This window comes from Streptomyces sp. NPDC088554, assembly GCF_044752945.1.
Taxonomy (GTDB): Bacteria; Actinomycetota; Actinomycetes; order Streptomycetales; family Streptomycetaceae; genus Streptomyces.
The window spans coordinates 79,780-91,809 of sequence record NZ_JBIVMF010000016.1 but is presented as its reverse complement, the minus strand read 5'-3'; the positions used below and the strand labels follow the sequence as shown (position 1 = coordinate 91,809).

The 12,030-nt window shown below is 71.9% G+C and carries 11 protein-coding genes and 2 pseudogenes; 5 read left to right on the top strand and 8 right to left on the bottom strand.

Features of this window, described 5'->3' with window-relative positions:
* Window positions 1–51: 51 nt before the first annotated feature.
* Complete coding sequence (locus ACIP8W_RS20170) at window positions 52–885, top strand: PaaX family transcriptional regulator C-terminal domain-containing protein (RefSeq protein ID WP_401955970.1); 834 nt, start codon at window positions 52–54, stop codon at window positions 883–885.
* Here ACIP8W_RS20170 and ACIP8W_RS20165 read toward each other — a convergent pair.
* Both ACIP8W_RS20165 and ACIP8W_RS20160 read right to left on the bottom strand, forming a co-directional pair.
* The gene (locus tag ACIP8W_RS20165; protein ID WP_401955971.1) at window positions 863–3,193 is read right to left on the bottom strand and encodes a bifunctional salicylyl-CoA 5-hydroxylase/oxidoreductase; all 2,331 of its coding nucleotides are present in this window, start codon (window positions 3,191–3,193) and stop codon (window positions 863–865) included. The two genes, ACIP8W_RS20170 and ACIP8W_RS20165, sit on opposite strands and share 23 nt — an antisense overlap.
* On the bottom strand, window positions 3,178–4,005 hold the full coding sequence (locus ACIP8W_RS20160; protein ID WP_402204007.1) for an enoyl-CoA hydratase family protein: 828 nt from the start codon (window positions 4,003–4,005) through the stop codon (window positions 3,178–3,180). Before ACIP8W_RS20160 ends, ACIP8W_RS20165 begins: the two co-directional genes overlap by 16 nt.
* Before the next feature lie 342 nt (window positions 4,006–4,347).
* Here ACIP8W_RS20160 and ACIP8W_RS20155 point away from each other — a divergent pair, with 342 nt between their 5' ends.
* Window positions 4,348–4,758 carry an ATP-binding protein gene (locus ACIP8W_RS20155; RefSeq protein ID WP_401955973.1) on the top strand — a complete coding sequence of 137 codons (411 nt, stop codon included), beginning with the start codon at window positions 4,348–4,350 and terminating at the stop codon, window positions 4,756–4,758.
* A gap of 12 nt (window positions 4,759–4,770) precedes the next feature.
* Here ACIP8W_RS20155 and argF read toward each other — a convergent pair whose 3' ends face one another.
* The 4 genes from argF to ACIP8W_RS20135 all read right to left on the bottom strand — a co-directional run bounded on the left by argF (window position 4,771) and on the right by ACIP8W_RS20135 (window position 7,905).
* Complete coding sequence (gene argF, locus ACIP8W_RS20150) at window positions 4,771–5,778, bottom strand: ornithine carbamoyltransferase (RefSeq protein WP_401955974.1); 1,008 nt, start codon at window positions 5,776–5,778, stop codon at window positions 4,771–4,773.
* Between the two features lie 183 nt (window positions 5,779–5,961).
* Window positions 5,962–7,203 carry an arginine deiminase gene (locus ACIP8W_RS20145; protein ID WP_401955975.1) on the bottom strand — a complete coding sequence of 414 codons (1,242 nt, stop codon included), beginning with the start codon at window positions 7,201–7,203 and terminating at the stop codon, window positions 5,962–5,964.
* A gap of 18 nt (window positions 7,204–7,221) precedes the next feature.
* On the bottom strand, window positions 7,222–7,590 hold the full coding sequence (locus tag ACIP8W_RS20140) for a hypothetical protein (protein ID WP_402204005.1): 369 nt from the start codon (window positions 7,588–7,590) through the stop codon (window positions 7,222–7,224).
* A 66-nt stretch (window positions 7,591–7,656) separates the two neighbouring features.
* Window positions 7,657–7,905: a hypothetical protein gene (locus ACIP8W_RS20135; RefSeq protein ID WP_402204003.1), complete on the bottom strand. Its 249-nt coding sequence runs from the start codon at window positions 7,903–7,905 to the stop codon at window positions 7,657–7,659.
* 81 nt (window positions 7,906–7,986) lie between these two features.
* On the opposite strand from ACIP8W_RS20135, the gene ACIP8W_RS20130 reads away from it, so the two are divergent.
* The 3 genes and pseudogenes from ACIP8W_RS20130 to ACIP8W_RS20120 form a co-directional block, all read left to right on the top strand.
* On the top strand, window positions 7,987–8,466 hold the full coding sequence (locus ACIP8W_RS20130) for a hypothetical protein (protein ID WP_401955978.1): 480 nt from the start codon (window positions 7,987–7,989) through the stop codon (window positions 8,464–8,466).
* A 97-nt stretch (window positions 8,467–8,563) separates the two neighbouring features.
* Window positions 8,564–9,199: an HAD family hydrolase gene (locus tag ACIP8W_RS20125; protein ID WP_401955979.1), complete on the top strand. Its 636-nt coding sequence runs from the start codon at window positions 8,564–8,566 to the stop codon at window positions 9,197–9,199.
* A 92-nt stretch (window positions 9,200–9,291) separates the two neighbouring features.
* Window positions 9,292–9,474 (top strand): annotated as a pseudogene (locus ACIP8W_RS20120) (helix-turn-helix domain-containing protein); the annotation flags it as partial.
* Between the two features lie 910 nt (window positions 9,475–10,384).
* Here ACIP8W_RS20120 and ACIP8W_RS20115 read toward each other — a convergent pair.
* Together ACIP8W_RS20115 and mmuM are read right to left on the bottom strand one after the other, a co-directional pair.
* Window positions 10,385–11,008: pseudogene (locus tag ACIP8W_RS20115) on the bottom strand (3' terminal RNA ribose 2'-O-methyltransferase Hen1); the annotation flags it as partial.
* A 42-nt stretch (window positions 11,009–11,050) separates the two neighbouring features.
* The gene (gene mmuM, locus ACIP8W_RS20110) at window positions 11,051–11,962 is read right to left on the bottom strand and encodes a homocysteine S-methyltransferase (protein ID WP_402204001.1); all 912 of its coding nucleotides are present in this window, start codon (window positions 11,960–11,962) and stop codon (window positions 11,051–11,053) included.
* Between the last annotated feature and the right edge of the window lie 68 nt (window positions 11,963–12,030).

The window sequence follows — 12,030 nt, the reverse complement described above, 5'->3', positions numbered from 1 at the left end:
AAGCCCCCACGACACGCCCCCCCATTCACCGGTCGGTCTAAAGTGATCCGCGTGGCCGAGCAGCACACCCCCCGATCCCTGATCGTCACCCTGTACGGCGCCTACGGCCGTACGGCGGCGGGCGCCCCGTTGCCCGTGGCGGAGCTGATCCGGCTGCTGGGCGCGCTCGGTGTGGACGCGCCCGCCGTACGGTCGGCGGTGTCCCGGCTCAAGCGGCGCGGGCTGCTGCTGCCCGAGCGTACGGCGGACGGCGCGGCCGGTTATGTCCTGTCGGCGGAGGGCAGGGAGCTGCTCGACGACGGCGACCGCCGGATCTACGCCCGCCCGGCGCCCCGGCTCTCCGACGGCTGGGTGCTGGCCGTGTTCACCGTCCCGGAGACCGAGCGGCACAAGCGCCACCTGCTGCGCTCCCGGCTGGGCAGGCTCGGCTTCGGTACGGTCGCCCCCGGTGTCTGGATCGCGCCGGCCCGGCTCCACGAGGAGACCCGGCACACCTTGCGGCGGCTCGGACTCGACCCGTACGTCGGGCTGTTCGGCGGTGACCACCTCGGTTTCGAGGCCACGGCGGACGCGGTGGGCCGCTGGTGGGACCTGGCCTCGATCGCCGCCCGGCACGAGGAGTTCCTGGCCGCGCACGAGCCGGTGCTGAACGACTGGGACAGCGGGGCGGGGGGTTCGCCCGAGGACGCCTACCGCGACTATCTGCTCGCCCTGGACTCCTGGCGCCATCTGCCGTACGCCGACCCCGGTCTGCCCGCCGCGCTGCTGCCCCGGGACTGGCCCGGCGACCGTTCCGCGCAGGTCTTCACCCGGCTCCACACCCTGCTGCGGGACACGGCGCTCGCCTTTGTGACCCCGCCGTTCAGCGGGGAGGGCCCGGCGTGAGCCGTGGTGTCGGGCGGTCCGCGCGGCCCGTCGGGGGCGGCCGGCTGCCCGCGCGGTAGGGCATGGGCCAGGGGGCGGCCGGGCCCTGGTACCCCTGTTCGGCGGCGGCGTGCAGGGTCCAGTGCGGGTCGTGGAGATGGGGGCGGGCGAGGGCACACAGGTCTGTACGGCCCGCGAGGATAAGGGAGTTGACGTCGTCCCAGGAGGAGATCGCGCCGACCGCGATGACCGGGACGGACAGGGCGTTGCGGATCAGATCGGCGAACGGCGTCTGATACGAGCGGCCGAACTCGGGGCGTTCGTCCGCGACGACCTGGCCGGTGGAGACATCGATCGCGTCGGCGCCGTGCGCGGCGAAGGCGCGGGCCATCGCGACGGCCTCCTCGGGGGTGGTGCCGCCCGGCGCCCAGTCGGTGGCGGATATCCGTACGGTGACGGGGAGTTCGGCGGGCCAGTCGGCACGTACGGCGTCCAGGACTTCGAGCGGGAAGCGCAGCCGGTTCGCCAGCGAACCGCCGTACGCGTCGGTGCGCCGATTGGTCAGCGGGGAAAGGAAACCGGAGAGCAAGTAGCCGTGAGCACAGTGCAGTTCGAGCAGATCGAAGCCGCTGCGCTGGGCCCTCCGGGCGGCTGCGGCGAACTGTTCGCGTATCAGGTCGAGTTGGCGCAGGTCGAGCTGGTGCGGGACCTGGCTGACGCCCGGCCGGTACGGCAGCGGCGAGGCGGCGGCCAGCGGCCAGTTGTCCACCGGGAGCGGCTCGTCCATGCCGTCCCACATCCGGCGGGTGGAGCCCTTGCGGCCCGCGTGGCCGAGCTGGACGCCGATCGCCGTACCGGGTGAGGACCGGTGGACGAAGTCGGTGACCCGGCGCCAACTCTCGCCCTGCTCACGGGTGTAGAGACCGGTGCAGCCGGGGGTGATCCGGCCCTCGGGGCTGACGCACACCATCTCGGTCATCACCAGACCGGCGCCGCCCAGGGCGCGCGCTCCGAGATGGACGAGGTGGAAGTCGCCGGGGACGCCGTCCACGGCGGAGTACATGTCCATGGGCGAGACGACGATCCTGTTGCGCAGGGTCAGTCGGCGCAGCCGGAAGGGGGTGAACATCGGGGGTGTGCCGGGCGGGCAGCCGAACTCCTCCTCCACCGCGCGGGTGAAGCCGGGGTCGCGCAGCCGCAGATTGCCGTGGGTGACCCGGCGGCTCCGGGTGAGCAGGCCGAAGGCGAACTGGCTCGGCGGCTGGTGGACATAGCCCGCCAGCTCCTCGAACCAGCGCAGACTGGCGGCGGCCGCGCGCTGGGTGGACTCGACGACCGGGCGGCGTTCGCTCTCGTACGCGGCGAGTGCGGCGGGCAGGTCCGGTCGCTCCTCGATACAGGCGGCGAGGGCGAGGGCGTCCTCGACGGCGAGTTTGGTGCCGGACCCGATGGAGAAGTGGGCGGTGTGGGCGGCGTCGCCGATGAGGACCGTACTCCCGTGGCTCCAGCGCTCGTTGACGACCGTGCGGAACGTGTTCCAGGTGGCGGAGGGACCGGAGCGCAACGGGCGCCCGCCCAGCGCGTCGGTGAACAGTTCGGCGCAGCGCTCGGTGGACTCCCGTACGCCGAGGTCCGCGAAGCCGGCGGCGCGCCAGACCTCTTCGCGCATTTCGACGATGACCGTGCTGCGGCCCCCGGTGGCGTTCCGCTCGTACGGATAGCCGTGGAGCTGCATCACCCCGTGTTCGGTCTCGGCGGTCTCGAAGCGGAACGCGTCGAGGGCGAAGTCCGCCGCGAGCCAGATGTAGCGGCAGCGATGGGCGGTGACGGTCGGCCCGAAGGCGTCGTGGTGTGCCGCGCGGGTGAGGCTGTGGACCCCGTCGGCGGCGACCACCAGGTCGTGGGTGGCGGCGAGTTCGGCGGCGGGTGGCGCTTCGGTGCGGAAGCGGAGCCGTACGCCGAGGGAGGCGCACCGCCGGTGCAGGATCTCCAGCAGCCGCTGTCTGCCGAGCGCGGCGAAGCCGTGGCCGCCCGAGGTGAGGGTACGTCCCCGGTGGACGATGTCGATGTCGTCCCAGCGGACGGACGCGTCCCGGAGCGCGTCGTGGAGCAGGGGGTCCGCGGCCTCGATGCCGCCGAGCGTCTCGTCGGAGAGGACCACCCCGAAGCCGAACGTCTCGTCGGGCGCGCGCCGTTCCCAGACGGTGATCTCGCGGGTGGGGTCGAGCTGTTTGAGCAGGGCCGCCGCGTACAGCCCGCCGGGTCCGCCGCCGATGACGGCGATACGCGCGGGCGCGGCCGGCGCGGACACGGTCAGCGCCCCTGCCACTTCGGCGGGCGTTTCCCGGTGAAGGCCGCGTGGAACTCCGCGTAGTCCTCGCCGTGCATCAGCAACGCCTGGGTGGCGGCGTCGAGTTCGACGGCGGCGGCGAGCGGCATGTCCAGCTCCGCGGTGAGCAGCGCCTTGGTCTGCGCGTACGCGAGAGCCGGGCCCGCCGCCAGCCTGCGCGCCAGTTCGCCCGCGCGGGCGTCGGCGCGCCCCTCGTCGGTCAGCTCACTGAGCAGCCCGATCCGCTCGGCCTCCGGCGCCGGTACGGGCTCGCCGAGCATCAGCAGCCGGGTCGCGTGGCCGAGCCCGACGACCCGGGGCAGCAGATAGGCCGCGCCCATGTCGCCGCCGGAGAGGCCGACCCGGGTGAAGAGGAAGGTGAAGCGGGCGGTGGGGTCCGCGATACGGAAGTCGGCGGCGAGGGCGAGGACGGCCCCGGCCCCGGCGGCGACTCCGTGCACTGCGGCGATCACCGGAAAGGGGCACTCCCTGATGGCCCGGACGACCTGCCCGGTCATCCGGTTGAAGTCGAGGAGCTGCCCGGTGTCCATGGCCAGGGTCGCGCCGATGATCTCGTCCACATCGCCGCCCGAGCAGAAGCCGCGCCCCTCCCCGGCCAGCACCACGGCGCGCGCGGAGCGCTCCCGGGACAGTTCGGCGAGCAGATCGCGCAGATCGGCGTAGGCGCCGAAGGTGAGCGCGTTGAGTTTCCCGGGGCGGGCGAGGGTGACGGTCGCGACACCGTCTTCTCTGGTCAGCCGCAGATGGTGCCACTTCGGGGTGCGGGACGCGGAGCCGGGGAACGGGCTCATGGAGTGCGGCCTCCTTCGGCGGAGTGTGCCGGTCACCTGGAGGGCGCGTACGGGTTCGCCGTACCGGCCCCGTAAAAAGGTATCACTCGCATGTGACCGTCGTCACGACCACGCGATAGAAGAGCGCGCACCCCTCCCGGGCCCACCTCGCCCAAGACCCCGCCCCTCGGGGCCGAAGGCCCCCCGCGCAAGGGGCGAAGGTCCTCCGTGCCCCGGGCAGCCGACCCTTTGCCCTACCTTTTAGGCACCGTAAAGTTGAATGTAATAGGACTTGCCGCGAGAACCCGCCCGCCCCACGACCCGCGCGCCGACCCGCGCGGCCCTCGATCGGACCACCCGCCCATGCCGGACACCGAAGACGCCTCACCCTGGCGCATCACGCTGCCGCACAGCGCGGAAGCCGTGCCGCTCGCGCGCGCCCTGGTGCGGTCGGCGCTGGCACATCTGACGGAGTCCGCCCACAGCGACACCGCCGAGCTGCTCACCGCGGAACTGGTCGCCAACGCCATCCAGCACACCGCGGGCGACCAGCCCATCGAGCTGGTCGTGGAGCTGCTGCCGAGCGGCTGCCAGGTCGAGGTGCACGACCGCGACCCGGCGCCGCCGGGCGATCTCGCCCACCCCGGGTCCATGCCGGACCCCTGGCAGGAGGACGGCCGCGGCCTGCTGCTGATCAGTACGCTCAGCTCGGCCTGCGGCCATCGCCCCACGGAACGAGGCAAGGCGGTCTGGTTCACCCTGCCCGCCGTCTGACCCCCATGCGCGTCAGGGAGTCCGCGCCAGCGTCGCGACCAGCACGGCCTTGATGGTGTGCAGCCGGTTCTCCGCCTCGTCGAAGACGACCGAGTGCGCCGACTCGAAGACCTCGTCGGTGACCTCCAGCGAGGTCAGCCCGTGGCGCGCGTGGATCTCGCGGCCGACCGCCGTGCCCAGATCATGGAAGGCCGGCAGGCAGTGCAGGAACTTCACCCCGGGGTTGCCGGTCGCGCGCAGCACGTCCATGGTCACGGCGTACGGGCCGAGCGCCTCGATCCGCTCGTCCCAGACCTCCTGGGGCTCCCCCATCGACACCCAGACATCGGTGGTCACGAAGTCCGCGCCCGCGACGCCCTCCTCGACGCTCTCGGTGAGGGTGAGCCGGGCCCCGCTCTCCTCGGCGGCCTCGCGGGCCAGGGCGAGGATCTCGTCCGCCGGCCAGTAGGCGCGCGGTGCGACGATCCGTACGTCCATTCCGAGCAGCGCACCGGTGACCAGGTACGAGTTGCCCATGTTGAAGCGGGCGTCCCCGAGGTAGGCGAAGGCGGTCTCCGTCAGGGGCTTGTCGGTGTGCTCGGTCATGGTGAGCACGTCGGCGAGCATCTGGGTGGGGTGCCAGTCGTCCGTCAGCCCGTTGAAGACCGGGACACCGGCGTGCGCCGCCAGCTCCTCGACCGTCGCCTGGGCATCCCCCCGGAACTCGATGCCGTCGAACATCCGACCGAGGACGCGCGCGGTGTCCCGGGCCGACTCCTTCTTGCCGATGTGCGAGCCCGACGGGTCGAGATACGTCGTGGAGGCGCCCTGGTCGGCAGCCGCCACCTCGAAGGCGCAGCGGGTGCGGGTCGAGGACTTCTCGAAGATCAACGCGATGTTCCTGCCCCGCAGCCGCTGGACCTCGGTACCCGCCTTCTTCGCCGCCTTCAGCTCGGCGGCCAGATCGATCAGGCCGCGGAACTCCTCGGCCGTGAAGTCCAGCTCCTTGAGGAAGTGGCGGCCTTCGAGGTGTATCGCCATGGTGGCTGCTCCTGGGGCACGAGAGAGGCGGAAAGGGTTCAGAACAGGGACAAACAGGGGTACGAGCCCATGTGAAGCTGTAACTATATACGATGCCCCGTATTGCTATACGGCCGCTTACCGCATCGCCGCCCCATCGCCGTACCGCCGCTCCACTCCACGACGTTCCGCTCCACGGCCGCTCTACTCCACAGCCGCCCGCTCCACCGGACAGCTCATACAGCGCGGCCCGCCCCGGCCCCGGCCCAGCTCGCTGCCCGGGATCTCGATCACCTCGATGCCCTGCTCGCGCAGATACGTGTTGGTGGTGACGTTGCGTTCGTACGCGACGACCACCCCCGGCTCGACGGCCAGGACGTTGCAGCCGTCGTCCCACTGCTCGCGCGCCGCCGAGTGCACGTCCTGGGTGGCGGTCAGCACGCGGATCTCCGGCCGCCCCAGGGCCGCCGCGATGGCCCGGTGCATATGCTCCGGCGGATGGTCCGTGACCTTCAGCTCCAGGCCGTCACCGCCGGGTTCGATGGTGTACGAGCGGAGCATGCCGAGCCCCGCGTACTGCGTGAACGTGGCACCGTCGACCATCGTCATCACCGTGTCGAGATGCATGAACGCCCGGCGCTTGGGCATGTCGAGCGCCACGATCGTGGTGGCGGAACCGGCCGCGAACAGCCCGCGCGCCAGCATCTCCACCGCCTGCGGGGTGGTGCGCTCGCTCATCCCGATCAGTACGGCGCCCCCGCCGATGACCAGCACATCGCCGCCCTCGATGGTGGAGGGGTAGTCGTCCTGCCCCTCCGACCAGTGGTGGAAGTCCCCGGCCGGGGCGCCGGATCCGGCGAAGAGGGGATGGTGCTTGTAGATCGCCTCGAAGTGCACGGTCTCGCGCTGCCGGGCCGGCCAGCGCATGGCGTTGATGGACACCCCGTCATAGATCCAGGCGGAGGTGTCGCGGGTGAAGAGGTGGTTGGGCAGCGGGTCGAGCAGGAAGTCGTCGAGCCCCATCACATGGAAGCGCACCGAGGTCGGCTCCGCGTGCCGCTCCAGGAACTCACGCTTGGTCATCCCGCCGACCAGCGCCTCCTCCAGCTCGGCCGCGGACAGTCCGTCGAAGATCTCCCGAAGGTGGTTGGTGGCGAGCGGCCCGTACGCCTTCTCGTCGAAGACCCGGTCCAGTACGAGCCCGCGCGCCTCCGGGATCTCCAGCGACTCGCGCAGGAGATCGCCGAAGAGATGGACCTGCACCCCTCTCTCCCTCAGCACCCCGGCGAACGCGTCGTGTTCCTCCTGTGCGCGGCGTACCCAGAGCACATCGTCGAAGAGCAACGCGTCCTTGTTGCCCGGGGTGAGCCTCTTCAGTTCGAGATCGGGGCGGTGCAGTATGACGCGGCCGAGGCGGCCGGTCTCGGAGTCGACATGAAATCCCATGCCCCCATCGTGACTCGATCACATCGTCAGCACCACCACGACCAGGGCCGCGACGATGGCCGGGATCAGGCCGGCGAAGCCGATCAGGACCATCCGGACATTGCCCCCCGTCCCGTGGTCGTCCCGGAAGACCGAGGGCGACACGGCGGAGGGCGGTACGAACCGCCCCCGGGTACGGGGCTCCTGAGTACGGGACTCCGGGCGGGGTTCCGTACGCGGCAGGTATCCCTTCGGCGGCCCGTACACCCGGCCGGTGTCATGGGCGGTCCCCGGCGGTTCGGACGTACCGTCGCGGCGGGCCGCCCGGTGCAGCGCCAGCCAGACCTCGTCGGTCAGCAACGGACCCCGCTCCGCCTCCAGGATCTGCCCGACCGCCGCCCGGCCCACCGGCCCCGACGCCTCGCTCAGCCGGGGCAGTACGGTGGCGAGCCGACGGCTGACCCGGGGGGCGCGTCAGTGCCGGACCGCCCACCGGTAGAGCGCGGCGGCGTTGGCCGCCCGGACCTCCGGGGACGGTGACGCCCCGGCGCCGTACCCCCGCGCCTCCTCCCCGCCCACCATGAACAGTTCGCGGTCCAGTACGGCGTCGCACAGCCGCCGCTTCTCGCGGGCCCAGTCGCAGTTGGAGTCGAGGGCGACCAGCCGGGACCGGTCGAAGGCGACCGGGATCGGACAGTGCGGGCAGATCGTGGGCCGGCGCACGGCTGCCGCGGCACCGGGGCGGGCGCGGGCGGGGCCTCGGTGGCCGGGGCGACCCCCCCCCGCCACCAGGAGCGCAGCCCCTTGCGGGGTGGGGTGAACTCGTACGACGGCTCCTCCTCCCAGCCGTCCCCGTCGCCCCCGGTCCCACCCCAGCTCCTGGCGCTTCCTGGCACGCCGGGCATCGAACTCGGCGCGCGCCCGGCCGAGCGGGTCCACCCCGACGGTGGCGCCCGCCAGCGGGTCGGGGACATTGAGCAGCCGCATCAACTCCACTGCGCCGGGCCGCTGTTCGGCGTACTGCTGGGACTGGCATGGCGCATAGCCCGCCGCCTTGGCCGCACCATCGGTACGGTCGACGACTTCATCACTGACTGGAACAGCGTCGACGAGCGTCCCGGAGTCCCCGAGCGCAAGGGGGTGATGTTGCGCCTGGACGGGATCGGGGACCGACTCACCGCAGTGGAACACGAACTCCCCCCCAACTCGGGCGCGTCCCTGCGAGATGCGGTCGACCGCGTAGACGTCGCACTCAACGGCTCACCACCGACACCAGCCGAATGACGCACCAAGCCCCTGCCCTCCTCCGGGAGGGCGGGGGCGCATCGTCATGTCCGGCTGCTCCTCGGTCGCGTATCGCAATAGCCATACAATCGCCGCCATGATTCGTGCGGTGGTCTTCGATGTCGGCGAGACGCTGGTCCGCGATGACCGGTACTGGGCGTCCTGGGCGGACTGGCTGAGGGCGCCCAGGCATACGGTCGCCGCGCTCGTCGGTGCCGTCGTCGCGCAGGGCCGGGACAACTCGGACGCCCTCCGCTTGATCAAACCCGGCCTCGACATCGCTGCGGAGTACGCGGCGCGGGAGGTCACCGGGCGCGGCGAGCAGCTGGATGACAGCGACCTGTACCCGGACGTCCGATCAGCGCTCGCGGCTCTCCAGGAATGCGGTGTCCGCGTGGTGATCGCAGGCAACCAGACGGCCCGAGCGGGCGAACTGCTGCGCGCGCTCGATCTGCCCGCCGATCTCATCGCCACCTCAGGCGAGTGGGGCGTCGCGAAGCCGTCGCACGCTTTCTTCGCCCGCGTCCTGGACGCCGCAGGCACACCGTCGCACGAGACGCTGTACGTCGGTGACCATCCAGCGAATGACATCGCCCCGGCTCGTGCGGCCGGACTGCGCACCGCGCATCTGCGCCGCGGCCCATGGGGATACCTCTGGGCTGACACCCCGGAAGCCGCCGAGGCGGACTGGCGAATCGACGACCTCCACCAGCTGCTGGGCATCGTGCGCTGACACTTTTCGGGGGGGGTACCACGACGAAAGTTCTCCAGGTCTCCACGCACTCGTACGGGTACGGTGCGAGCAGCCTGTCCTGAGGAGCACGCATGGCCTCCGACCGTCCGCACATCGGTCACCGCATCGCCACCCACCGCCGGGCCCGCCGTATGACGCAGGCGGATCTCTCGCGGATCTCGGGTGTCTCGCTCGCGATGATCCGCAGTATCGAGCGCGGTGCCCGCACCCCGAGTGACCGCACTCTCGACGCGCTCGCCGACGCGCTCGGCACCGATCCCTCGCGGCTGGTGACGGGTGGCCAGGGGCGCATGTCCGAGCGCGTGCAGGTCGCACTGCCTCGGCTGTCGGTGGCTATCGCCGGGTACGACATCGGCACGGAGGGGCGGCCAGGCCGACCGCTCGATGCGCTGCACGCTGCGGTAGCGTCCGCCAAGAGCCAGCGCCTGGCGGCCCAGTACAGCCGCCTCGCCGCCGGAGCGCCCGAGCTGATCGCGGACCTGCTGCACGCCGTGCACACGGCCGATACGGAGGGGCGGGCTCGGGCGGTACGCCTGCTGGTACGGGCTGCTCGCTCGGCGGACGCCGTGACGTACAAGGCGGGCTCGCACGACCTGTCCGCGCGCCTGATCGACGTGATGCGATGGGCCAGCGACCAGGCCGAGGACCCGCTGCTCATCGCTGTAGCTGCGTACGTCCAGACGGAGGTATTCCTGGCGGCCCGGTCCTACGTGCTGGGGCTGCGGGCGCTGGAGACGGCCATCGACGCGTGCCCCAGCCCTGACGATACGGCGGGTGCCGCCGCGCTTGGCGCGCTCCACATGCGCGCGGCTGTCGTCGCGGGCCGGGCGAACGATGCGGGTGCAGCCGATGCGCACATCGCGGAGGCCGGCATCTTGGCTGAACGGGTTCCCGAAGAAGTTTACTGCGGGACGGCATTCGGGCCGGACTCCGTCCGTATCCACATCCACGAGGTGAGCCTCGCCGTGAGCCTCGACGGGGATCACAACAACCGCGCGCTCGACATCGCCCGCGAGTGGGCACCGCCAGCCTCGATGCCGCGCGAGCGCCGGTCCGGCTTCCACATCGAGCTGGCCCGTGCCCAACTGCGCACCGGTCAGCGCCGGTCGGCCTTCGAGTCCCTGGCCACCGCCCGGTCGATCGCACCGCAGCACACCCGGTCGCATCCGTGGGCGACACCCAGTAGTGCTTGGCGTCGTCGAGCACCGGCAGCAGGACATACAGCTGGCGCAGCGCGTCCGCGAGCCGCAGCTCGTCCTCCAGGACGAGCCCCACATGGCGCGAGTCGCCCCACTGCGGGAACTGCTCGTCCAGCGCCACCGGTGTGACCTCCGCTGCCCAGCCCAGCGGCCCGAACAGCGCGCGGACCAGGTCGGCGCCGCCCCTCGCGGGCACGGCGGGGATCTCGATCCGCAGCGGCAGCGGGCTCGCCGCGCGCTCGGGAAGCGCCTTGCAGACACCGCTCAGCGCGCTCCCGAAGACCGTGCTGAGCGCGACCGCGAGCAGCGAGGAGGCCGCGTAGGGACGGTCGTTGACATACTGCGCGAGCGTCGCGTCGGGCGCGCCTCCCCGGCCCTTCCCCTTGCCCCTGCGGACCAGTGCCACCGGATCGATCTCCAGCAGCAGCGCCGCCGTACAGCGCTCGGCGGTCGCCTCGGGGTAGAGCACATGGGCGGTGCCATGCGACGTGGAGAACGTCTGCGCCCGATCAGGATGCTTGTGCAGCAGGAATCCGAGGTCGGTCGCGGGACGTTCTGGGGTACCGGTCGTACTGATCGTCAGGAACACCCGGTCGAGTATCGCTCCCCTCGCCCGCCGCCACGAGGGGTTTTACCCGCGACCTCCCGTGGTCAGGGCGGCGAGCGTCCCGATCTCGCTCGGGCCCACCCGACAGCAGCCGCCGACCAGTCGCGCTCCGGCGGCCTGCCAGGACCGCACCCTGGTCGGGTCGAAGGCGGGTTCACCGCGCCAGCCCCGGGCGGTCGCGTCCCACTCCTCGCCGCTGTTCGGGTAGACGACGACGGGCTTGCCCGTCACCTCGGCGGCTATCTCGACGGCGCGGTCCGTGTCCCCGGGCTCGCAGCAGTTGACGCCCACCGCGATCACCTGGTCGTTCCCCGCGGCCAGCGCGAACGCCTCGGCCAGCGGCTGTCCGGCCCGGGTGTACTCGCCCGCGATGGAGTACGAGAGCCAGACCGGCACCCCACAGCCGTCGGCGGCCCGCAGCAGCGCCTGCGCCTCATCGCTGTCCGGCACGGTCTCCAGGGCCAGCACATCGGGACCGGCCGAGGCCAGGGTCTCGATCCGGGGCCGATGGAAACGCTCCAGCTCGGCCACCGACAGTCCGTACCGCCCCCGGTACTCGCTGCCGTCCGCGAGCATCGCGCCGTACGGACCGACCGAAGCGGCCACCCATACCTCCCGCTCCCCCGCCGCACCCGCCGACCGCGCCAGCTCCACACTGCGGACCAGCAGCTCGCCCGCCTTCTCCCGGTCCATCCCGCGCTGGGCGAAGCCCTCGTAGGTCGCCTGGTAGCTGGAGGTGATGAGCACCTGTGCGCCCGCCCGTACATACGCCGCGTGGGCCGCCTCGATCTGCTCCGGGCTGTCGACCAGGAGCCTGGCCGACCAGAGGGAGTCGGACAGATCGCAGCCCTGGGACGCGAGCTGGTTGGAGAGGCCGCCGTCGAGGACGACGGTCTCCTCGGCGAGGGCTGCGGCGAGTGTACGGACGGGCTTCACGGCTGCTCCAGTGCTCCGGTTCGGTTGCTCCTGCGGTCAGGAACCAGGGAAATCCGGGACGGGCCCGG